Annotated in this window: 17 protein-coding genes; all 17 read left to right on the forward strand. The window is 44.0% G+C overall.

Annotation, left to right across the window (positions count from 1 at the left end; all coding sequences use genetic code 11):
- The first annotated feature begins 3 nt into the window (after window positions 1–3).
- The 17 genes from dxs (at window position 4) to ACYRY3_RS29690 (ending at window position 23009) form a co-directional block, all read left to right on the forward strand.
- The gene (gene dxs, locus ACYRY3_RS29610; protein ID WP_460205249.1) at window positions 4–1953 is read left to right on the forward strand and encodes a 1-deoxy-D-xylulose-5-phosphate synthase; all 1950 of its coding nucleotides are present in this window, start codon (window positions 4–6) and stop codon (window positions 1951–1953) included.
- A 356-nt stretch (window positions 1954–2309) separates the two neighbouring features.
- Window positions 2310–3107: a methyltransferase domain-containing protein gene (locus tag ACYRY3_RS29615; protein WP_460205250.1), complete on the forward strand. Its 798-nt coding sequence runs from the start codon at window positions 2310–2312 to the stop codon at window positions 3105–3107.
- Window positions 3108–3208: 101 nt separating this feature from the next.
- Window positions 3209–4435 carry a (E)-4-hydroxy-3-methylbut-2-enyl-diphosphate synthase gene (gene ispG, locus ACYRY3_RS29620; protein WP_460205251.1) on the forward strand — a complete coding sequence of 409 codons (1227 nt, stop codon included), beginning with the start codon at window positions 3209–3211 and terminating at the stop codon, window positions 4433–4435.
- Window positions 4436–4575: 140 nt separating this feature from the next.
- Complete coding sequence (crtE, locus tag ACYRY3_RS29625) at window positions 4576–5544, forward strand: geranylgeranyl diphosphate synthase CrtE (protein WP_460205252.1); 969 nt, start codon at window positions 4576–4578, stop codon at window positions 5542–5544.
- Window positions 5545–5874: 330 nt separating this feature from the next.
- Window positions 5875–7077, forward strand: coding sequence for a 4-hydroxy-3-methylbut-2-enyl diphosphate reductase (locus ACYRY3_RS29630; protein ID WP_460205253.1), 1203 nt, complete (start codon window positions 5875–5877; stop codon window positions 7075–7077).
- A 50-nt stretch (window positions 7078–7127) separates the two neighbouring features.
- Window positions 7128–8000, forward strand: a complete 873-nt coding sequence (ispE, locus tag ACYRY3_RS29635) for a 4-(cytidine 5'-diphospho)-2-C-methyl-D-erythritol kinase (protein ID WP_460205254.1) — start codon at window positions 7128–7130, stop codon at window positions 7998–8000.
- The gene (locus tag ACYRY3_RS29640) at window positions 7997–12547 is read left to right on the forward strand and encodes an eCIS core domain-containing protein (protein WP_460205255.1); all 4551 of its coding nucleotides are present in this window, start codon (window positions 7997–7999) and stop codon (window positions 12545–12547) included. The genes ispE and ACYRY3_RS29640 overlap by 4 nt, the downstream gene beginning before the upstream one ends.
- A 14-nt stretch (window positions 12548–12561) precedes the next feature.
- On the forward strand, window positions 12562–13152 hold the full coding sequence (locus tag ACYRY3_RS29645) for a hypothetical protein (RefSeq protein WP_460205256.1): 591 nt from the start codon (window positions 12562–12564) through the stop codon (window positions 13150–13152).
- Between the two features lie 533 nt (window positions 13153–13685).
- Window positions 13686–14576 carry a hypothetical protein gene (locus tag ACYRY3_RS29650; protein ID WP_460205257.1) on the forward strand — a complete coding sequence of 297 codons (891 nt, stop codon included), beginning with the start codon at window positions 13686–13688 and terminating at the stop codon, window positions 14574–14576.
- Window positions 14577–14685: 109 nt separating this feature from the next.
- Window positions 14686–14913, forward strand: coding sequence for a hypothetical protein (locus ACYRY3_RS29655; RefSeq protein ID WP_460205258.1), 228 nt, complete (start codon window positions 14686–14688; stop codon window positions 14911–14913).
- Window positions 14910–16043, forward strand: coding sequence for a type III secretion system chaperone family protein (locus tag ACYRY3_RS29660; protein ID WP_460205259.1), 1134 nt, complete (start codon window positions 14910–14912; stop codon window positions 16041–16043). Before ACYRY3_RS29655 ends, ACYRY3_RS29660 begins: the two co-directional genes overlap by 4 nt.
- Window positions 16044–16249: 206 nt before the next feature.
- Window positions 16250–16435: a pentapeptide repeat-containing protein gene (locus ACYRY3_RS29665; protein WP_460205260.1), complete on the forward strand. Its 186-nt coding sequence runs from the start codon at window positions 16250–16252 to the stop codon at window positions 16433–16435.
- A gap of 173 nt (window positions 16436–16608) precedes the next feature.
- Window positions 16609–17025 carry a GPW/gp25 family protein gene (locus ACYRY3_RS29670; protein ID WP_460205261.1) on the forward strand — a complete coding sequence of 139 codons (417 nt, stop codon included), beginning with the start codon at window positions 16609–16611 and terminating at the stop codon, window positions 17023–17025.
- 111 nt (window positions 17026–17136) lie between these two features.
- Window positions 17137–19377: a putative baseplate assembly protein gene (locus ACYRY3_RS29675; RefSeq protein WP_460205262.1), complete on the forward strand. Its 2241-nt coding sequence runs from the start codon at window positions 17137–17139 to the stop codon at window positions 19375–19377.
- A gap of 3 nt (window positions 19378–19380) precedes the next feature.
- On the forward strand, window positions 19381–20364 hold the full coding sequence (locus ACYRY3_RS29680) for a phage tail protein (RefSeq protein ID WP_460205263.1): 984 nt from the start codon (window positions 19381–19383) through the stop codon (window positions 20362–20364).
- Between the two features lie 138 nt (window positions 20365–20502).
- Complete coding sequence (locus ACYRY3_RS29685; protein ID WP_460205264.1) at window positions 20503–21690, forward strand: phosphoserine transaminase; 1188 nt, start codon at window positions 20503–20505, stop codon at window positions 21688–21690.
- A 116-nt stretch (window positions 21691–21806) separates the two neighbouring features.
- Window positions 21807–23009, forward strand: coding sequence for a glycosyltransferase family 4 protein (locus ACYRY3_RS29690; protein ID WP_460205265.1), 1203 nt, complete (start codon window positions 21807–21809; stop codon window positions 23007–23009).
- The last annotated feature ends 41 nt before the right edge of the window (window positions 23010–23050 follow it).

The following is a 23050-nucleotide window of genomic DNA, read 5'->3' on the forward strand; positions in this document are numbered from 1 at the left end:
CTCATGGATCTTAACCAAGTTACACATCCGAATCAATTGCACGGACTGTCCATTCCGCAACTGCAAGATATTGCTCGTCAAATTCGAGAAAAGCATTTACAAACAGTAGCTACCAGTGGCGGTCACCTGGGTCCAGGATTGGGTGTAGTTGAACTTACCCTGGGCCTTTACCAGACTTTAGACCTGAACCATGATAAAGTGATCTGGGATGTAGGTCATCAAGCCTATCCCCACAAGCTGCTCACCGGACGGTACGATCGCTTCCATACTCTACGACAAAAGGATGGCATTGCAGGTTATCTCAAACGATGCGAAAGCCCGTTTGACCATTTTGGTGCCGGTCATGCATCCACCAGTATTTCTGCTGCGTTAGGGATGGCTCTAGCCAGAGATATCAAAGGAGAAAACTTTAAAGTTGTCGCAGTCATTGGAGATGGTTCTCTCACAGGCGGTATGGCACTAGAAGCAATTAACCATGCAGGTTACTTGCCTAAAACTAACTTGTTGGTTGTACTTAACGACAACGAAATGTCGATTTCGCCAAACGTAGGTGCGCTTTCTTCTCACTTGAATCGGCTGCGGTTCAGTTCCGGTGTACAATTACTCAAAAAACTGGAAGAACAGTTTGAATCAATAACGCATATCGATTCTGTTCTCCCAGAATTGAGCCGAATCAAGCAAGGAATCAAACGTTTGGCAGTGCCTAAAGTAGGAGCAGTGTTTGAGGAATTGGGCTTCACCTACATGGGACCAATCGATGGGCACAATTTGGCGGAATTGATTGCCACTTTTGAGCAAGCGCATCAGCAGACAGGTCCGGTGTTAGTGCATGTGGCGACAGTCAAGGGCAAAGGATACGAGTTCGCCGAGCAAGAAAGAGTTAGCTACCACGCCCAAAACAAATTTGATTTAAAAACAGGCAAGGCAATTGTTTCCAATAAGTCCAAACCTCCAAGCTACTCTAAAGTCTTTGGTGAAACTTTGACCAAAATTGCCAAAAACAACCCTAAAGTGGTTGGCATTACCGCAGCAATGGCTACCGGAACTGGACTGGACATTCTCCAAAAACAACTGCCAGGGCAATACATTGATGTGGGGATTGCCGAACAGCATGCAGTGACTTTGGCAGCTGGTCTAGCCTGTGAGGGTATGCGCCCCGTTGCCACTATCTACTCTACTTTCCTCCAACGGGCTTACGATCAGATTATCCATGATGTCTGCATTCAAAATTTGCCCGTCTTCTTCTGTATGGATCGAGCTGGCATTGTTGGTGCTGATGGTCCTACCCATCAAGGAATGTACGACATCGCCTATCTACGTTGCATACCCAACATGGTTCTGATGGCTCCCAAAGATGAAGCCGAACTCCAGCAAATGCTTGTTACCGGCATCAACTACACCGATGGTCCTATCGCCATGCGGTATCCACGCGGTAATGGCTACGGCGTTCCCCTCAAAGAAGAAGGCATAGAAGCTTTACCCATTGGCAAAGGAGAAATTCTCCGCACAGGAGATGATGTGCTGATAATTGCTTATGGTTCGATGGTCTATCCAGCATTGCAATCTGCTGCTATCTTAAGTGAACACGGTATCCAAGCGACTGTCGTCAATGCCCGCTTTGCCAAGCCCTTAGATGTTGACTTAATTGTGCCTCTAGCCAAGCAATTTGGTCGTGTATTTACTCTAGAGGAAGGGTGTTTAATCGGAGGTTTTGGTTCCGCCGTTGTTGAAGCTCTACTAGAACACCATGTGGTTGTTCCAGTTATCCGTCTGGGTGTTCCTGACCAGTTGGTTGAACATGCAGAACCGGAAGAATCCAAATTAGAATTGGGTTTGACAAGTCCACAAATTGCCGAGCGAGTCCGAGCAGAAATCCAAAAACCGAAACTGGGCTTACAGGTATTGCCAGATGACTCCTTTAAACACAAGACTAATACTGCTATTCGCTTATAAAGGTTTTCAGTAGCTAGTACGTTAATTTCAATAAGCTCTTAGTTGGTTAAGATTTACGCAAGAACTTTTTGACACTCTTATTTTTTGGTGTCCTAACCAGTTCGTGTCTATACGTCCTTCAAGGTTTGTGTTTCCAGACCACCATTACTGTCTTGTCCTCGCTTCAAAAGCTAGCAGAGTTGGTTGAGGAACGATCGCAACCTCTAGCACTTGAGCTTTTTGTAGCGTACACTCCAATTTTTCAAAGGTATTGTCAAATAACAACTTTTTTTAACATGGCAATACCTTTGTTAAGCCTTAATAGCGTTCAATTTTTGAATTCCACTGCTGTAAAATTTCATATAAGGTATAGAAAAATGTACAAATGGGATGCAGAGAAATACAACAAAAATTCTGCCAATCAGCAAAGAATAGCGCAGGAATTAATAGCGAAACTTGATTTAAGAGGAAATGAAAAGATTTTAGACATTGGCTGCGGAGATGGAAAAATTACTGCGGAAATTGCTACCTATGTACCCAATGGCTCGGTTCTTGGCATTGACAATTCCCAAGAGATGATTGATTTTGCTCAAAGTAAATTTCCTTCCAGTCATTTTTCTAATCTCAATTTTAAGGTTACAGATGCAAACGAGCTAAGTTTTAATAACGAGTTTGATGTTGTAGTTTCATTTTTCTGTCTTCACTGGATTATTGACCATACTCAAGTGCTTAAAGCAATTGAAACGAGTTTGAAGCCTTATGGAAAAGCCTTGCTTACGTTTATGGCTAAATCCGTTGAACTAAATAGCTCAATGAATCCTACTCTCAAAATTATTTCGAGTGAAAAATGGAATAAATATTTCCAAGATTTCACTTTTGATTATGGTTTGTACACACCAGATGAATATAGAAAATGGTTAGAAGCAACTAACTTAAAGGAAAAATACTTGGAGTCAGTTCCAATGGATTTAGTTTTTCAGGGAAAGAATGAATTTAGAGAATTTTGTTTGACAGTAACTCAACCTTTTACTAATAAAGTACCTCCACATTTAGTTCAAGACTTGATTGACGATATGACCAATGCTCAGTTTGAAAACAATCCACCAAACAGTGAAGGTCTTTTCTGTCTTCCACAAAGGAGATTGGAAATATACGCCATGAAAGTAGAGGTTTAACTCAGAAGGCGTGAGGGTTAATCTTTGCTAGCCCTCACCTCTCAGCTAAACTTTAAGCTCTAAGTTACAAAATTCTTTCTATAGATATCAAATAGGAAAGTATGCAATCTCTGTCAACTCCAGTCACTTCCAACTTCTCTTTAAATCAGAACTTTACTGGCACTATCATTCCCCGTCGCAAAACTCGTCCTGTGCGCGTTGGTCATGTCATTATTGGTGGTGGTTACCCCGTGGTCGTGCAGTCGATGATTAATGAAGACACTTTAGATGTAGAAGCATCTGTAAGTGCAATTCGTCGCTTACATGAAATCGGCTGTGAGATTGTTCGCGTCACTGTGCCCAGTCTAGCTCATGCCAAAGCAGTCGCTCAAATCAAGCAAAAACTGAAGCAGACTTACCAAGATGTTCCCTTAGCGGCTGATGTCCACCACAATGGTATGAAGATTGCCTTGGAAGTCGCAAACCATGTAGATAAGGTGCGGATTAATCCAGGGTTGTATGTGTTTGAGAAACCCAATTCAAATCGCACCGAATACACTCAAGCCGAATTTGACGAAATTGGTGACAAAATTCGTGAAGCCTTGGAACCTTTAGTTATCTCTCTGCGCGACCAAGGGAAATCTTTGCGGATTGGTGTAAATCATGGTTCCCTTGCAGAAAGGATGCTGTTTACTTATGGTGATACACCCGAAGGTATGGTAGAATCAGCTCTGGAATTTATCCGCATCTGTGAATCCCTCGACTTCCGTAACTTAATTATTTCGCTCAAAGCATCCAGAGTGCCTGTGATGATTGCTGCTTATCGCCTCATGGCACAACGGATGGACGAATTAGGTATGGATTACCCGTTGCACTTGGGTGTAACGGAAGCAGGTGATGGTGAGTACGGTCGGATTAAGTCTACTGCTGGAATTGCGACACTACTAGCTGATGGCATTGGTGATACCATACGCGTCTCTCTCACCGAAGCCCCAGAAAAAGAAATTCCCGTATGCTACAGCATTCTGCAAGCGCTGGGACTACGCAAGACTATGGTGGAGTATGTGGCTTGTCCCTCTTGCGGTCGCACTCTGTTTAACCTGGAAGAAGTCTTGCATCAAGTACGAGAAGCTACCAAGCACTTAACTGGTTTAGACATTGCTGTCATGGGCTGTATTGTTAACGGTCCTGGGGAAATGGCAGATGCAGACTATGGTTATGTTGGTAAGCAACCCGGTTATATCTCTCTGTATCGCGGGCGTGAAGAAATCAAAAAAGTGCCAGAGTCTCAGGGGGTTGAAGAACTAATTAATTTGATTAAAGCTGACGGGCGTTGGGTTGACCCTTAAGTTCAATCAGTTATCAGTGGGCAGTTATCAATGAATGTAAAAAAGCCAATACAATCCCATCTTTTCCTAGGGACAATACTGGTAACCGTTTGTTGATAACTGCTTAATCCAGTTTCATAATCTAGAGGACATCAGCAATCATGAATACTAAAATCGTTGAACGAGCGCTGCAAAATTCTCAACTGGATCGACATGGGGAATTTGAGCGTCAATTTAATGAGACAACATTTGACCTAAAAGCTTACTTATCAGAACGGCGAACTCAAGTGGAAGTGGCGCTTGATAAGTCGATTGCCGTAGTCTATCCAGAAAAAATTTACGAGGCAATGCGCTATTCGCTGCTTGCAGGGGGAAAACGCTTGCGCCCAATTCTGTGTCTTGCTAGCTGTGAACTCACGGGAGGCACAGTAGAAATGGCGATGCCAACAGCTTGTGCGCTGGAAATGATTCACACTATGTCTTTAATCCATGATGACCTACCTGCAATAGATAACGATGATTATCGGCGAGGTCGGTTGACAAACCATAAAGTTTATGGTGAAGACATTGCTATTCTTGCTGGTGATGGGCTCTTAGTCTACGCCTTTGAGTTTATTGTTGAAAAGACAAAACAGGTGCGAGCAGAGCATTTGTTGCAGGTTGTTGCCAAATTAAGTCATGCAGTTGCAGCAACAGGTTTAGTTGGTGGTCAATTTCTTGATTTAGAGTATGAGGGAAAAGATAATATTGATATAGAAACTCTCAACTTTATTCACACCCATAAAACTGGGGCTTTGTTAGAAGCCTCTGTTGTGTGTGGAGCACTTCTGGCTGGAGCCAACAATGAAATTTTGCACAGACTTTCTCGCTATGCTCGCAATATTGGTCTAGCCTTTCAGATTATTGATGACGTGTTAGATGTGACTGCAACTAGCGAGGAACTTGGGAAAACAGCAGGTAAAGACCAAAAGGCGCAGAAAGCTACTTATCCTAGTTTATGGGGTATTGAAGAATCCCGACATCAGGCAAAAAAATTAATTGAGGAAGCCAAGACTGAATTAGCTCCCTTTGGGGAAAGGGCTATTCCTCTAATGGCGATCGCAGATTTTATCACAGCTAGAAGTTATTAGTACAGAAAGGCTGTTCGCGTAGCGTCTGAGGAGGAGAAGTATGAGGGAGAAAGGATGAAATTAAAAGGCTTACACTGTAAACTTTGGCGCGATTTACATTTGTAAGCCGCCTTTACACCGACTTGTACTAGTTCAACCTCGGCAAGATTGAAAATTAAGTACGGTGTCTTACTTTTTTAAGCAGTCAACACTAAGTTAAAGATGGAATCAGGACAAATGAACAGCAAGCTTAAATATGTTGTAGATCCAAAGCTCACTCAACCAGAAACAAAAGTTGATATGACTCGATCGCTCACTACCAACCTCAAACATCCTTAATTTAGCAAGCAGATGGATACCAAAACTTTTAAGCGATCGCTTCAGAGTTCGCAAAACTACTATCGCAAAGGATTCGGACGCTCACAAGAAGTGATGCAGTTACTGCGCTTCGAGTATCAGAGCAATTTGATTCAGCAAATTCGAGACAACGGCTATACATTGCGACGGGGTAACGTAACGATTAAGTTGGCAGAAGCATTTGGATTTTGCTGGGGGGTGGAACGAGCGATCGTCCTAGCTTATGAAACACGCAAGCAATTTCCCAACGAGCGCATTTGGCTCACCAACGAAATCATTCATAACCCCTTAGTTAACCAAAACATGTGTGAAATGCAGGTTGAATTTATTCCGGTTAACGAAAAGGGGCAAAAGGATTTTTCCGTCGTTGCACAAGAAGACATAGTTATATTACCAGCTTTTGGAGCCAGCGTTCAAGAGATGCAACTGTTGAACGAGAAAGGGTGTAAGATTATGGATACAACCTGCCCGTGGGTTTCCAAAGTGTGGAACAGTGTCGAGAAACACAAAAAAGGAAACTATACCTCAATTATCCACGGCAAGTACAAGCACGAAGAAACGGTTGCTACTAGTTCTTTCGCTGGTAAATATCTGGTTGTCCTAAATTTGCAAGAAGCCGAATACGTCTGTAATTATATTCTCAATGGTGGTGACCGCTCGGAATTCTTAACCAAATTTGCTCGCGCTCACTCTCCTGAATTCGATCCCGACACCGACTTGGAAAGGATAGGGATTGCCAATCAAACCACCATGCTTAAGGGAGAAACTGAGCAAATAGGCAAGCTTTTTGAGCGAGCGCTCATGCGTAAGTATGGGCCAGCCGAAATCAACAATCATTTCCTCAGTTTCAATACCATCTGCGATGCAACCCAAGAACGTCAGGATGCAATGTTTAAGATGGTAGAAGAAAAGTTGGACTTGATGGTGGTTGTTGGCGGTTTTAACTCTTCCAACACAACTCAACTTCAAACCATCCCAAGTCAACATGGAATTCCTTCCTATCACATTGATGGTGCAGAACGCCTTGGACCGGGGAATCGTATTGAATACAAAAATTTGCACTCAAGTTTAGAAATAGTAGAAAACTGGTTACCACAAGGTTCAATAGTAGTCGGAATTACTTCTGGAGCCTCTACCCCAGATAAAGTTGTTGCCGATGTCATTGAGAAGATTTTTGACATCAAAGCGGCTATGTAGCAAAGGGCTTCATTCAGTAAGTCTGGTCAGTAACTTTTTGAAAATTTTGTATGGGCTCTTACTCTCTGATTGCTTCAGCAAAAATCAATTTATACCTGGAAATTATCGGCACTCGTCCAGATGGCTACCACAACCTGGTCATGGTGCTCCAAAGTATTGATTTGGCAGACCAAATAGACCTCCATTCACGCTCGGATAATGCTATCTGCTTGCATTGCAACCACCCAGAAGTGCCTTCAGACGAGAGCAACCTTGTTTATAAAGCAGCAGCGTTAATGGCAGCAAAATTCCCTGATGCCTTTGCCAAGCATGGTGGCGTCGATATTAAAATACACAAGCGGATTCCTGTTGGAGCGGGGCTTGCTGGTGGTTCTACAAATGCCGGTGCGGTTTTGGTCGGGTTGGATTCGATGTGGAAGCTGAAATTACACCAGAGACAATTGCAAGACCTGGGTTCTTTACTCGGATCGGATGTCCCCTTTTGTATTGTTGGCGGTACAATGCTAGCAACAGGACGAGGCGAATACTTGACTCCTTTGCCAGCATTAGATGGTTTCTATGTAGTCTTGGGTAAGTACCGCAGTCTTTCGGTGTCAACAGCTTGGGCTTATCAGAGATTCCGCGCTCAATTCCTCAGTTCCTCTGTATCAGATGCTTTTGTTGTTAAGAACCTTGAACAGCCTGCCAGCATAGAAAACATGGTATCCGCCATCAACTACCAAAATCAGCGGAACATTGGTCAGTTGCTGTACAATGACCTCGAACGGGTAGTACTGCCAGAATATCAAAAAGTGCAGCGGCTCAAAGAAACGTTCCAACGGTTGGGATGTGCAACGATGATGTCAGGTTCTGGTCCTACCGTGTTTGCCTTGACTCACTCTCAGGCTGAGGCACAGCAAGTTCTAGAGTCTGTGAACAGATGAAACCTCTGGCGCAAAGCATTACCCCTTTAATACAGCGACAGACGATAGAGGGTGAGGCACAAGAAGAAGTGCAGATGCTACAGCGTAAAGCGGGTGGAATCTCTGCAACTTCCAATGTGGAGAGTAGCCTAAATGCTTCTAAAGGTAGTGGTAGCCCATTAGCAGACAATGCTCGTGAATTCATGGAAACGCGCTTTGGAGCAGATTTTAGTTCTGTGCGGGTGCATACAGACTCGAATGCCGTGCAGATGAATAAGGAGTTGGGAGCGCAGGCATTTACGCATGGTAGCGATATTTATTATGGAGCAGGGAAAACACCAGGTAACAATGAGTTGACGGCGCATGAGTTAACTCATGTGGTGCAGCAGACGGGAGCTAAGAAGCTACATAAGGAAGTGGGTCTGCGGTTGAATAATAAAGAAGAAAGCAACAAGCTCAAACACAATCAACAAGGCGCTCGCCCTCATAATTCAAGTTTAAATAAAGATATTTCTAGTTCTGAGTCGAAAAATAATACTACATTTATAGAAGAACCATCTTCGGAAATTACCAAAGTTTCTTCCGAAAAAACTGGTGAATTAAGTACAAATTTTCATCCTCAACTTAACAAAGAAACTCCTCTAAAGGGTAAGCCTATTGATGCATCAAAATTAAAAGCTTCCGAAACTGGAGGGAAAGAAAAAGCATCACTGGAGGGAGCACCTGCACAAAATCTGCTAGAGACTGACATTGGCATAACACCTAAAAATCTATCTAATACACAAGTTAAAGCAACAAATCCAGCTACAAATGGCAAACTGGAAAACTCTACTCCTGAGATGAAAGCAGCAACAGGAACAGCTACATCTGTTCCTGCGTCTCAAGTTGATGCAACTCCAGTAATGGAGTCAATGGGTAACACGGCTGAAAATGCAGGTGACACAGAACAGGGGCAAGCTGGTGATGACAAAGAACTAGAAACTATTGCTACAGCTACAGAAGGAGTTGAGTTAGAAGGAGGCGAACGCACAAACGCGATGGCTTCTTTGGCTGAAGTCTCTAACAGTGGTGGTGCAGTAGCTGAGGGTGCTGGCGGTGGTGGTAGCGGCGCTGCAATTACAGATAAGCCTGCTCCCCCAGTTCCAGATGTATCTCAAGCAGAACCTTCCCAAGCATTAGCTGCGATCGGTCAACTGCCACCCGCCCAACTACAAGTCGGGTTAGGGAACGTAACGACTGCGGTTGCTAACACCGTAAGCAAGGAACGGTCTGAGTTGGCAGCGAATCCACCTCAGATGGAGCGTCCATCTGGTTCTCCGATGACAAAGGAAGGAGTTGCGGGCGTTGCGGTTCCTGCTGGAAAATCTCCCAAACCTGTGGAAAAAGCTCCGGCTGGGCAAGCTTACCCTGTACCTCAGCCTCAACCCCTGCCACCGTTACCGCCGCCTTCCATACAGTCAGTTCCCCAACCGTCTAGCAATCCGCAATCCATCAAGGCATCCCTTGAAAGTCTACCTACTCGTGACTCCAATCTGAACGTCACTGCAGGTTCTCCCCCTCCCTTGGAGCTAAAAGGCGATGCCGACCCCAAGCAGACTCAGGAACAGAAGGCAAAGTTAGAGAAAAGCATTACTGACACACACGTACAAGGACAGCAAGCGTTAGCTCAACCGATGGGCGAGGATGAGATTTATCCTAATGTGCCTAAGGAGACTTTGAAAGCTGAGGTGATTGGAGGAAGTGCAGGGGGTAATGGCATTGCTGCGGGCGGTTCTGTAAGTGCAGTAAAAGGTGCTCAGGGTGACGAGGCAGTGTCCATCATCACCCAACAGGAACACGGACAAGAAATTCAGTCAACCGTAGCGCAGGCACAAGGGCAAATGGTCGCCCAGAAACAGGAACATACTGCCCAGGTTGCTCAAGCGAAAGACAGATCGAATAAAGAAATCACTAAACTTCAGTCAGAAAGCGAAGCGCAGCAGACTCAAGAACGGGCGAAAGCGCATATAGAAGTTAACCAACAACGGGAAGCTTGGAACAAAGAGCAAACAGATCTGGTTAAGAAGTCTCGTAAGGATGCTGATTCGGAAGTTGCCAAGGGCATGAAGAATGTCCAACAGGAGCAGACTCAGGCAGAAGCCAAGGCAACCGAACACATTGAGAAAGGGAATCAGGAAGCCGAAATCGCCCGTAAGCAGGGTGAGGAGCAAGCATCCGCAGAAAAACGGAAAGGCGAACAAGAATCTGGTGGTATTTTTGGCTGGTTAGCAGACAAAGCAAAAGCATTATTTGATGGCATTAAACAGGCGATTCAGAAAGCATTTGAGATTGCTCGTGCAGCCATTAAAGTAGCCATCGAAACAGCAAAAAAACTGGCAACGGCTGTGATTGAAGCAGCACGTAAAGCGATTGTCACGATTATCAAAGCAGTGGGTGAGGCGCTGATTGCCCTTGGAGATGTGTTGCTGGCAGCATTCCCGGCAATGCGCGATCGCTTTCGCAATGCTATTAAATCAGTAGTACAAAAAGCCGAAGCTGCCGTTAATTTCCTAGCAGATAAACTCAAGCAAGGTGTACAGGCGGCGCTTAACCTGCTAGGCAAAGGACTGGATGCTGCTCTGGGACTGATGGAAAAAGGGATGTTGGCAGCAGTAGACATTGCTAAGGCATCTGTCCAAGGAGCGATTTCGGCGGCAAAAGCCGCAGTGGAGGCACTGGGGGCATTTGCAGTGCTTGCTAAGGATATTGCCGCTAGTCCCGGTCAGTGGCTCAGCAACCTGGGAGCAGGGGTGATGGATGGTATCCGCAATCACCTCTGGACGGCGTTCCAGACGGCGGTGAAAGAATGGTTTAACCAGAAGGTAGAGGAGCTTCTGGGTTTGGGGATGACCGTCTGGAACCTGCTGCAGAAGGGCGGTATGGGCATGGCTGAAATCGGTCAGATGGCATGGGAAGGCATCAAGGCTGCGATTCCACCCGCCCTGATTCAGATTTTGATTGAGAAATTGGTGGCAATGATTGTGCCTGCCGCAGGTGCAGTCCTGGCAGTAATCGAAGGGCTACAGGCAGCTTGGGGCACAGTGAGCCGCATTCTTCAGGCAATGGAACGCTTTATGGCATTCCTAAAGGTGGTGAAAACCGGTCAATCCGGTCCACAGTTTGGTCAACTCTTGGCAGCTGCCGGAATCGTCTTGATTGACTTTGTAGCAAATTGGCTGTTGAAACGAGTACGAGGATCTGCAAATAAGGTTGCTGGAAAGATTAAGGAAATTGCCAAGAAGATTGGTGACAAGCTAAAGAAAGCAACGAAAAAGCTTGGTCAAAAACTTCGCGGTGGCATGAAGAAACTGGGTGATAAAGCCAAGAAATTGAAGGAAAAGTTCTTTGGTAAGAAAGATAAGAAAGGAGATAAACATACTAATAAGGGCAAGGACAAAAAACTCAGAAAGGAAGAAGCCAAGCAACAGGAAATTCAAAAGAGAGTTGAAAAAGTTCAGTGTGAGCTTCCACCCAAGGTCAATAGTCTTCTTGCTAAACACCCTTTAAAGCTAAGACTAAAAGCTCAATTAGTTCTCTGGCGTGTTCAGTATCGTTTGCAGTATTTGAAGGTCATAGAAAGCGGGAACTCAAAGGCAGAGATTGAGGCCAAGGTTAATCCAAAGATCAAGATTGCAGATACGTATTTCTTTGAAGCGGCTGACTTGATGAATATTGTCGATCGTGTTGCTCAAGACTACGTACCAAAAGAAGTAGCTGATGAAAGCTCATTATCAATCGTTCACGATTCTACTGGAGACCACAGTAAGGCAATGGCTGGAATGATCGGGAATCGGCAGCATCTATTTGCAACTGATTCAGAATCTCGACCTGTAGGTGTGTCTTCCACAATTATTAACGATCGGTACGGCAATAAGATTCTGAAAATAAGACCTTTTGAGGGAGGTCCTGGACCTGAATATGGAACCCTCTCTCAGGGGCTCGAAGGTATGGGACCACAGGTTTCTCAATATTATCGGAATATCTTTACGGGGCAAACCCCTGTAGCGCTCCCCTCTGACAAGAAACAGTTAGCTGATGTTGGCTATGGGCTCTGGTACGTCCATGAACCAGCTCATAAACGATTCCAATTACCAGGTGGACCAGTCCCCACATGGACTAATAGGCGCGATCTAACTTATTCCATGATGCTTACGGAACTTATGGGTAGAGGAGGAGTTGATCCCAAAGAAGCCTTTAGTTCTGACAAACTTGATTCAAGTAGAGGTAGATTGGACATAACTTCTCATCCTGCGGCATTTAATGGAGCACAGGAAGGAGCAAGAGAAATGAATAAGAAGATGAAAAGGCGAGAAAAAGCTACAGAGAAGGGCGAAGACTACAAATGGGGATTAGGAAACAATCAGAATGCCCGAGAAAGATTTTTCCGAGAAAAACAACTTATCAAGAAGTGGTTCTCCTTACATAAGGCTGAATTTCTAAAAGCATACCCAAAAAAGCCCTCTGAAACAGAATTGGAAGAATTTGTCCGTAATAAACTTAAAGAGTACTTTGCACACAAATCTGATTAACAGTAAAGGTATATATGGAAAAAGGTTCTATGGTTCTAGAGGAGGATAGTACCCGAGAGGAGTTCGTTGAAGCGATGGAGGAGCTTGGCTTGGAGCTAGTAGAAGAACAGGAGAGCGAGGGCGAGACTGTCCCCTATGTATCGAATTGGAATTCTCCAGATGGGAAGGTACAAGTACAGTACATTGAGGAACCACGACTTGGTGTAAACTTTGTTCTGTTCCAAGCTTCTAATTTAGCACATTTTGCCCGAGTACTTGGAGAAAAACTCTTTTGGTATGGTGTAGATGAGCTTTACGAGAGAGCAGAATATGCGACTACACACAATGAAGGAGTAAAGGCTATTTTTCGTCTGACTGCAGGTATTTGTACAGCAAATAACCTACCTCCACGCGCAAAGCATATCTACTTAGAGTACCTTGCTCAAGAACACTGGATGACACGTCGAGCAGCTGTACAAGCAGTTGCCTATGGCAGGTGGCCAGAAAGTGTTGAAATACTCGAACATATTGTCACGCAAGATCCTGACGAAAGGGTTCGAGACTTTGCATCTCTTCAGCTTTCAAATGTGAAAAAGGATCTCGTAGAAAGAGGGATTTCTATCTAAACCTTTGATTCTAAGTAGGTGGGTGGGAATAAACAGAACTATATTACAAAATGTAAATCCACTGAAATCCTTACCAATGACCAATAACAAATGACTAAGGACTACCTTCTCCAGTTACGTTTTTTCATACCGACCTACTTAGCTCAGTGCGCTCGCCCACCCGTATATTAGATTGAAGCACGAAACCCAACATCTACATGGGTTATGCGATCGCTAATCCTTCTTACACCTCGAGCCTGCATTCAGTGCCAGCGCTCGTTTTGCTCGGGTAATGGAGTTGAGAAGATAATCACTCCCTTTTTTGCTCAAATCATAAAGCTGAGAGGGTGGTCGCTTACCTAAAAATGATGGTGGCGATTCCTATATTTGTCGAACCAGCATTTGGCGATCCAAACACCGAACATATGATTCCAATTGCTGGGAATTGTCCTTAACCCTCCCTGAGCTGCAACGTGCGAACTCACATTTTATCTAACTGGCTCTTTAATTCTAGAGCTGCTTCAGTGGACACTACCGCAACCGCTAACCTTAGTATGAAATCTGGCGGTGCAGTGACGATTACTGCTGGGGTGACATGGGTATTAAGTTTACTTAACCCAGCTTCTGCCTTTGTCCGTGCTTGCAAACTAATCATTGATGTGATTATGTTCTTTGTGGAGCGGGGTAGTCAAATTGCCGCTTTGGTTAATGCAGTGCTAGATTCGGTGAGCGCGATCGCAGATGGAGCAATAGGAACTGCTGCAAAATTAGTTGAAGGTGCGTTGTCGAAAGCGTTACCAGTTGTAATTAGCTTCTTGGCAAGTTTGATTGGTTTGGGTGGGGTTAGTGGTAAAGTTCGCGGTTTGCTTGAGAAAGCTAGAGGACTAATTGATACTGCGATTAATTGGGTACTGAGTAAGGTGAGCGCTTTTGCAAAGAAACTGGGTGGAAAGCTTGGCAAAACTAAGTTTGGGCAAAAGGTTAAAGCTGGTGCAGCCAAGACAAAGGATTTGAATGCTCGTGGTATAAAGAAAGTTCAAGATTGGAAGGACAAGGGTAAAGCTAAACTCCAAGATCTGAAAGAACGGGGCAAGAAAAAACTTCAGGATGTCGGTAATAAACTTGGCTTCAGTAAGGATAAGGGTAAGGACAACAAGGAGCGCAAGGACGGCAAACTTCAGGATGGTGAAATTGGTCAAACTATCAAATTCAATGCCAAGGGTAAAAGTCATCGCCTCTGGGTTCAGGTTCAGGGAAATAAACCAGCAGTGATGGTGGCAAGTACTCCAACTCCAGTTGAAGCTTTCCTTAGACAGGAGTTCGTTACTGAGTTGGAAAAAAAACAGTCTCAAGCCAAAGAAGTTATTGCATCTGCACGAGTATCACCTCGTTTGCGGCCAGACTTTACGAGCAAAGACAAGCTAAGAGAAAAACTGAGAAAATAGTCGCAACTTTACAGTCAAAAACTGATGATTAATATTTGATTTTAAATACAAATATATTCAAATACCTTATAATGATTTTAGGTAGAAATTCACAGATTCAGTTGCGTTGATGAAAAATGTAGAAAAGCACACAATTAAACACTCCCACGAGTGGTTTCCTTATTGTGAGGAGATGACTACAGCATCTCGCCAACTTTACAACACTGCTCAATTTACACAGCGTCAAAGTTTCTTTTATGGTTGGAGTACGCTGTCTGGTGGCAAGTTAAACGTAATGTTTAAATCAGACCATTTGGAAGAACTACATATTGAAGCAGGTTTATCTATAAGCGAATGATTATAAAAAAAAATAAATACCAAATAAACGCTCAGTTGAGCCTTTACAATTCATCCCAGTCTCCTATAAATATATATAGCTTCGCTTTATCTGTCAGCGAAGAAAATAATCAATTTATTGAATTTCGTCTTACGTTTCAAGCAAATGTAGAGTTTTATAAGCGTATCGAGGTAGAAGCTTTGTTTAATCTCAAGCCAGAGATTCATAGCTTTTTTTCAAGTGAAAAATTTCAACAAAATCTTAATATTACAATTGAAGCTACTCTCAAACCCGATCTCCTCCCCGAGCTAGCTCCCCACGTCACTACAGCTGAGGAAGCCGCCAACTACCTCCTTCAACTTAGCCAAGAAAATCCCAACCACCGCCTCCTCTATACCGAAAACTGGCTTGCCCTCTCCGTTACCCAACAACAAGAACATGGCGAAGTTGGCTACACTACCCTCTGGGCAACCCTCAACCCTGCCGCCATCGCCGGTGGAACCATCACCGAAACTGAAATCGCCCAAGCCCTCACCAGCTTCTTTTCTGACTGGGCAGAAGCTAACCTTGGCACCCTCACCGAAAAAGCTACTTCCCAAATATTGGAAGAAGTCGGCAACCTTTTCAACGAATTCGCCGATACTAGCATTGAAGCCATTTCCCAAGTTGCAACCTCTAGCGAAACCATCCTTGAACAAATGCTCAACTTCTTTACAGAAGACGACTGGCAATTTACCAAACTCCAAGGCGAACCCATTTTAAGCATGGCATTCCAAGGACAAAACGGCGAATGGACTTGCTACGCCAAAGCTAGGGAGGAACAACAGCAATTTGTCTTCTACTCCCTGTGTCCTATCACCGCTTCACAAGACAAACGCCTTGCAGTTGCCGAATTCCTGACCCGTGCCAACTACGGCATGATGATTGGCAACTTTGAACTCGACTTCACTGATGGCGAAATTCGCTATAAAACTGGCATTAATGTTGCAGGTGAGAGCCTCAGCTTTACGCTCATCAAAAATTTAGTTTACACCAACGTCATGATGATGGATGAATATTTACCTGGAATTATTTCTGTTATTAATGGTGACGTAGAGGCAGAAAAAGCTATAGCTCAAATTGAATCTATACCCGAAACTCTTTCAGAGTAAACATTGATTAGAAGTAAGTGAATCAAAACTTACAACTAGAGTTTGAGCGATACATCCTTGATTCGATTCCCAAAGAGAACAGGCAGGCATTCAAGAGCATAAAATCACTGTTAGTTTAAGCGGCTGATGTTGTAAGCTAACTGTATGCTACGGCAAAACAAATCGATTGGGTAGACTTGACGTGGACAACAAGGGAGGAAACAAGGTTGAAATCATTGGCTGACCTACGGGGCGGAAGCTTCATAGGAGCAACTTTCAATAAAGCTGACCTAACTCAAGCTAACCTTTCAGGAGGAGATGTCTCCCTGGCTGACTTTCGAGAGGCAAAACTAGATGGAGTAAACTGGGACGACACCCTGGTAAAAGATGCATTATTCGACCCCGGAGTCTGAAATGCTTAAGGGAATAGGAAGTTTTTTTCAAGAATTTGCTGATGTAAGTAGCAAAGTTTCCTGAGCGTCAGTGTAGTGCGATCGCCCAGATAGGAAACATATCTTAACCTAGCAGAAAAAGTATCTACAATAGAGTAGAATATATCGTCCAGGCAAAAAGAATACATAATAATATGCCTGAAGAAATCGATTATCTCCAAGAACCAGACTACATCGGTGCAGGATTGGCTTTCCCGTTACAAGTGAACGTACAGGGAGGTATCCAAATTAGTGCCGATGCACCGAATATTGAAGAGTCTATTATTATTATCCTCCGCACAGACTTAGGAGAACGGGTTTACAGACCAAATTTTGGCTCACGGTTATCTGAGCTAGTTTTTGAGCCACTGAATACTCAAACCCTACTGCTCATCCGTCTGTACGTAGAAGAAGCATTGGAAATGTGGGAACCGCGTATCATTCTTAAAGAAGTACGTACCGATCCAGACCCCATTCGAGGCAAAGTAGATATTATTATAGAATACCAACCCAAGAACAGTCCTGATATTCGTAGCTTGGTTTATCCCTTTTATTTAGAGTCACGAGAATAGGTTAGGGGTTAGCGCTCGGGGGTCAGGAATTAGTAAAAAAAACAAATGACTAATGACCAATAACTAATGACTAATAACAAATGACTAATGACTAATAACAAATGACTAAAAATGGACTTTGAATTTTTACCCAAGCTACCAAAATCAAACCTAGACGATCGCACCTTCAAAGACTTAGTAGAAGAGTGCATCCTCCGCATCCCTCGCTACTGTCCCGAGTGGACAAACCACAACCCTAGCGATCCGGGAATTACCTTAATTGAACTGTTCGCGTGGTTAACAGATCAAATGTTAATGAGGTTCAATCAAGTTCCCCGGCGCAATTATGTCGCTTTTCTGGAATTGCTGGGAATTCGCCTCAACCCTCCGGAGCCTGCAACGTGCGAACTCACATTTTATCTAACTGGACCCCAAAATCAAGAAGTTAGAATACCCTTTGCTACGGAAGTTGCTACGGTGCGAACGGAAACTGAAGAAGCAATTATTTTTACGACAGACAGAGAACTGGTCATTGGAAATCCGCAAATCAATTACTTCCTAACAGCAGATACAGAAGAAGAGACACCCCGAGAACTTCGCGATCGTACCCCTAGCAATGGTCAATGGCAGAACATAGAAGAAACCCTGCTGTTTGAGCAATCCATACCTGGTAACTGCTTCTATCTGGTCTTGTCAGATCTAGAAAATTCCATAGCAGGTAATGTGATTACATTAACATTCAAAGGAGAAGCCGCCAGAACCACTGGCATTAACCCCAACGACCCCCCGCGCAAATGGGAAGCTTGGAATGGTAGATATTGGCAGGATATTTTACGAGTGAAAGATGACGATAAAACCAAAGGTTTCAGCTTTAGTGAAATAGCACAACCATTGGAAGGAGCAGACGTGATTCTCCATTTACCCCAGCAATTGCCTGTAGCTGACTTCAACACGAGTTACATCGGTCACTGGATACGGTGCGTATACACACATCTTCAAGAAGCGCAACCCAGCTATAGTAGCTCACCCAGTATAGTAGGTTTGGCTGTCCGCGCTATTGGAGGAGCAGTCAATGCAACTCAGTGTATCCGGGTGGAAAATGAATTGTTGGGGGTAAGCAATGGTAAAGCAGGTCAGACATTTGAATTGCGATCGCAACCTATCCTGGAGCGAAAAGCAGATGAACACATTCGGGTGAGACTGCCTGGTGAAAGAAGCGAAAACTGGCAAGACTGGGAGCCTTGGCAAGAGGTTCAAGATTTTGCCGAATCTGGTGCTGATGAAGAACACTATATCATCGATTCTCAAACTGGCATAGTCCAATTTGGACCGCTGATTCGAGAACCCAGCCAACTCAAACAAATGACACAACAACGTGTAAGGGAGCAACCTGTTGGTAGAATTGTCAAAAGGGAGAACGGCAGAGCAAATAACCTTAACCTAGCAACTTACATCCCGCCATCTGTTGAGAATGCGGGGAATGTAGCCCTTGAGCGACAATATGGTAAAGTTCCGCCTCCAGGCTCTGAGGTGTATATGGTAGCATACCGCACAGGTGGAGGTAGCAACGGTAACGTCAAAGCAGAGAAACTCACTGTCATAAGAAATTCTATTCCTTATGTTAAAAGAGTTGTCAACTATCAAGATGCCAGTGGAGGAATAGACGCGGAATCACTGGAACAAGCCGCGATTAGAGTCCCTCAACTGCTGCGTACCCGTGAGTCAGCTGTTACCCCAGAAGATTTTGAGAGAGTCGCAATGAAAGCATCGGCGTCAGTTGCTCGCGCTTATTGCCTCACATCAAAAGAACACACCACAGCAGGAATTGTGCGCTTGCTCATTGTACCTGGTACTGATAAGGATGGGATTGCTTTTCGTCGTGGAATGAACCCAGAAAAATTTACCCTTTCCCATGAATTCAAAACAGAAATTTTGGATTACATGAGCGCTCGCAAGCCTTTGGGCGTGCAAGTTAAATTAGAGGAACCAGAATATGTTGGGGTTAGTGTCAGAACTCAGGTCATACTAGAACCAAAGTATAATAATCCCCACACTCGCGAGGAAATTCGCACGGCATTGCTGATTGCCTTATACCGCTTTTTGAATCCTCTGGTTGGTGGTATCGAAGGAAAAGGTTGGAATTTGGGTCGCTCAGTGTATCCTTCAGATATAGTTGCCGTGTGTCAACAAATTCCCGGTGTGCGATATTTAGGAATTGTGGAGTTATTTGGGTTGCGTCAGTACGATGGTGACTGGATGCGTGCAGACATACCAGAACCAGAGATCGACCCAGGTCCATTGGGGCTTGTTTGTTCTTGGGAAGATGACAACACTGAACTGCAAGCAGGTCACATCATTGAATTCAGGGATTAGTTCATGAAAGAGTCGCTCTTGCTCTTCCTCACCTCTATGCAACCGCCAGAAGCGGTTCAAACAGCTTTAGCCTCAAAGGGTAGCAACATCGACCAAGCCCGCAATGATTTGCTGCTACGTCCTGGAGAACCAGGAGAAATGTTGGTTGTGCTGGAAAACTTGCGGGAGCGCCCAATGCGATGGAAACTGGAAATTGAAGGAGACTTTCCAATTCATTGGTGTCGCTGGAGTCAGGAAGACTTTGAAGAAATTGCTCCCAATCAGAGGTTTGAGGGAGCAATCTCCTTCCATGTTCCAGAAAACTTCTTTGAAAATCAGTTTGCTTTAAATCAAGAGCGATCGCAATTAAACATTCAATATCAGAGTCAAATTTATGTGTACGCACAAGTAGCAGGTGAGCAACAACTTGTAGGACACAAAGTTTTTAACCTATTTGTACGTCCTCGTAGTTCCTACCTAGATTTCTTGCCTGCACTTTACCGCGAAGTGGACTTTGTTGGACGATTCTTAAGTATTTTTGAGCAGGCGTTTGACCCCACAGTCCAAACCATAGATACTCTCTGGGCGTATTTAGATCCCCTAACAGCACCAGAAGCCCTGCTTCCTTTTCTTGCTCATTGGGTAGGGTGGGAGATAGACCCCCGTTGGTCTTTACAGCAGCAACGTCGTTTGATTCGTAATGCTATCACCCTTTACCGTTGGCATGGAACAAGTTACGGCTTGCGCTTCTACCTGCATCTTTACACAGGCTTACCCCTAGAGCAAATTAACATTAGAGAAATTTTTGAGCAAGGTTTTGTTTTCGGGCAAACACTTATAGGTGAAGACTCTATGGTCGGGGGCGGTCGTCCATATCATTTTATTGTAGAACTTTGTCCTCAGCGTCCGGAGCAAATAGATGAAGGATTAGTCCGGGAGATTATTGAACGCCAAAAACCAGCTTTTTGTACATACGAACTGGACATTGTTACTTTACCAGCTGCTTGAGATACTTACTAAGGTGTTACACTAATTGTCATTTTTTTTTCCCAAACTACTAAAAAATTGTAAACAATTTTGAAGACTAAACTCGGTATGCTGTAAACTAGCTAACCTAATGCCATACTGCTGCACTAAGTTCACTCTATGTCAGAGCATCTCTCTCCCCCAACAGTTAAACCCAATACTCCCCATTTTTCCTCCGGGCCCTGTGCAAAACGCCCTGGTTGGTCTGTGGAAAAACTTTCCAATGCTTGTGTGGGTCGTTCTCACCGTTCCACAGATGGCAAAGCTAAGTTAGCAGAGGTCATTGAACGCTCCAAGAAAATTCTTGGTGTGCCCTCAGACTATCGTCTGGGTATCGTTCCTGCTTCCGATACTGGGGCAGTGGAAATGGCGATGTGGTCACTGCTGGGAAAGCTGCCCCTAGATATTTTGGCATGGGAAAGCTTTGGTCAGGAATGGGTGAAGGATGTAGTCGATGAGCTGAAATTGCCCGATGCTCGCATCATGAAGGCACCCTATGGCAGTTTACCGGATTTGCACCAAGTTGATTTTAGCCATGATGTCGTGTTTTTGTGGAATGGAACAACATCTGGTGTTAGGGTACCCAATGGTGATTGGATACCAGATAACCGACAAGGGCTTGTCATTTGTGATGCCACTTCTGCTGTGTTTGCAATGGATATCCCTTGGGAAAAACTGGATGTGGTTACCTATTCTTGGCAAAAGGTGTTGGGTGGAGAAGCCCAGCACGGAGTTATTGTGCTTTCACCACGTGCGGTAGAACGTTTGGAAAGCTATCAACCGGCTTGGCCCGTACCAAAGCTTTTCCGATTAACACAAAAAGGTAAGTTGATTGAAGGCACATTCAAAGGAGATACCATCAACACGCCATCGATGCTGTGCGTAGAAGATGCGATCGATGGTTTGATGTGGGCAGAAAGTATCGGCGGGCTTCCAGGGTTGATTCGCCGGAGTGAAGCAAACTTGGCAGCAATTGCTCGTTGGGTTGAACAAAGCAATTGGGCTGCGTTCTTGGCTGAGAAACCAGAAGTACGCTCTTGTACTTCGATTTGCCTTAAAATTACTGATTCTTGGTTTACGACTTTAAGCCCAGAAAAGCAAGCAGAATTTGCTAAGAAACTTGCTAAAGTTCTGGAACAAAAAGAGGTTGCTTACGATATTGCATCCTATCGCTCTGCACCTCCAGGAATCAGAATTTGGGGTGGTGCAACGGTTGAAACCTCAGATATCGAAGCATTGTTACCCTGGTTGGATTGGGCTTTTGCTACGGTTAAAGCCGATTTCGAGAAAGCCGTTGTCGCCGCTTAGGAATTTCCGTTCTGAAAAAATTCTCTAAGTCTTTTCTTGTGGGATGGGCTTGGTGCCCGTCCTCTAAGCTCGCTTTAGCCTGGAGATAAAAGCCGAACAATTGGAGAGCGTTGTTTATGCACCTTATTGTTTTAGAGCAAGCCCCTTCTTCTCGTCTTGGTGGACAACAGATAGCCCTGTTGGACATTTGCCGTGGTTTATCCAAGCGAGGGCACAGTGTCTCTCTGCTGTATACTCAAGAAGATAATCTCCTGGAGCAGTATAAACAGTTTTGCAGCCATGTATTAAAAGTTAATAGGTATTTAATTAATCGACCCCAGTATATTTTTGATTTTTTAGCTGATATTTGGAAGGTTAGTCGAAATATTCCATTTGAGAAAAATAGTCTTGTCCTCAGCAATCAATTCCACGATACTCCTTTTGGTTCTGCTTTCGCTTCATATAAAAATATTCCCTTAGTTTGTTATCTCCATCTTCCACCACCACGGAAAAAGTTGGCTGCATGGCGCTGGAATATGGATTTGAAGGGCTTAAAAGATTTCATCGCGTTTTCAAATCTTGGCTACCAGTGGAGTGTTGGATTAAAGGGCGTTAAACATTTTATTACAGTTTCCAACTATACGAAATCGGATTGGGTGAATAGCGGCTATTCAAAAGACATAATTGATGTCGTATACAATGGAGTGGACTTAGAAGTCTATAAGCCTGCTGATGATTTTTCTAAAACTAGAAAGGAATGGAATCTTTCTGAAGATATCAGAGTCATTTCTTTTGTTGGGAGGTTAGATAAAGCAAAGGGATTGGAAACTATAATCAAAGCTTTTGCTTTGTTACGGAAAACTCATGCTAATACTAGGCTCTTAATTGCTGGAAATCCTGTAAATGATGGGGAAGACTACAAAAAATCTTTAGAAAAGCTATCAACTGATTTGGAAATAGAAAACCATGTAAAATTTCTCGGTCATGTCACTAATACTACTAGTCTGTATCAAGTTAGTGATGTAACAGTTTTAGCAAGTCAATGGTCTGAACCTTTTCCCAGATCGATTCTTGAGTCAATGGCTTGTGGTACGCCTGTGGTAGCCAGCAGAATAGGAGGAATTCCTGAAAGTTTGACAGGGGAGTTTCAAAATGGGCTTTTTGAACCCAGAAATGAACGAGATTTATCAGAAGCTCTCAGTAGAGTGATAAATTGGAGAGAGAAAGATGCTCAACTGGGAGAAAGATGTCGTCGGCATATTTCATCCAAATTCAGTATTGAAAAAATGATTGACGGTATTGAAACAGTATTGGGCAATATTTTAAGAGGGAACTCTTAACAGCGACTCTCCCCTCAAGAAGTTATTCATTGGCAAAGATA

This window comes from Scytonema sp. NUACC21, assembly GCF_054684315.1.

Excerpts from the sequence above, each read along its gene's own strand:
- ispG (WP_460205251.1), top strand. The coding sequence starts at position 3,209 with ATGCAATCTCTGTCAACTCCAGTCACTTCCAACTTCTCTTTAAATCAG.
- ACYRY3_RS29650 (WP_460205257.1), top strand. The coding sequence starts at position 13,686 with ATGAAATCTGGCGGTGCAGTGACGATTACTGCTGGGGTGACATGGGTA.
- ACYRY3_RS29660 (WP_460205259.1), top strand. The coding sequence starts at position 14,910 with ATGATTATAAAAAAAAATAAATACCAAATAAACGCTCAGTTGAGCCTT.
- dxs (WP_460205249.1), top strand. The coding sequence starts at position 4 with ATGGATCTTAACCAAGTTACACATCCGAATCAATTGCACGGACTGTCC.
- ACYRY3_RS29685 (WP_460205264.1), top strand. The coding sequence starts at position 20,503 with ATGTCAGAGCATCTCTCTCCCCCAACAGTTAAACCCAATACTCCCCAT.
- ispE (WP_460205254.1), top strand. The coding sequence starts at position 7,128 with ATGGGCTCTTACTCTCTGATTGCTTCAGCAAAAATCAATTTATACCTG.
- ACYRY3_RS29640 (WP_460205255.1), top strand. The coding sequence starts at position 7,997 with ATGAAACCTCTGGCGCAAAGCATTACCCCTTTAATACAGCGACAGACG.
- ACYRY3_RS29615 (WP_460205250.1), top strand. The coding sequence starts at position 2,310 with ATGTACAAATGGGATGCAGAGAAATACAACAAAAATTCTGCCAATCAG.
- ACYRY3_RS29690 (WP_460205265.1), top strand. The coding sequence starts at position 21,807 with ATGCACCTTATTGTTTTAGAGCAAGCCCCTTCTTCTCGTCTTGGTGGA.
- ACYRY3_RS29645 (WP_460205256.1), top strand. The coding sequence starts at position 12,562 with ATGGAAAAAGGTTCTATGGTTCTAGAGGAGGATAGTACCCGAGAGGAG.
- ACYRY3_RS29655 (WP_460205258.1), top strand. The coding sequence starts at position 14,686 with ATGAAAAATGTAGAAAAGCACACAATTAAACACTCCCACGAGTGGTTT.
- ACYRY3_RS29630 (WP_460205253.1), top strand. The coding sequence starts at position 5,875 with ATGGATACCAAAACTTTTAAGCGATCGCTTCAGAGTTCGCAAAACTAC.
- crtE (WP_460205252.1), top strand. The coding sequence starts at position 4,576 with ATGAATACTAAAATCGTTGAACGAGCGCTGCAAAATTCTCAACTGGAT.
- ACYRY3_RS29680 (WP_460205263.1), top strand. The coding sequence starts at position 19,381 with ATGAAAGAGTCGCTCTTGCTCTTCCTCACCTCTATGCAACCGCCAGAA.
- ACYRY3_RS29670 (WP_460205261.1), top strand. The coding sequence starts at position 16,609 with ATGCCTGAAGAAATCGATTATCTCCAAGAACCAGACTACATCGGTGCA.
- ACYRY3_RS29675 (WP_460205262.1), top strand. The coding sequence starts at position 17,137 with ATGGACTTTGAATTTTTACCCAAGCTACCAAAATCAAACCTAGACGAT.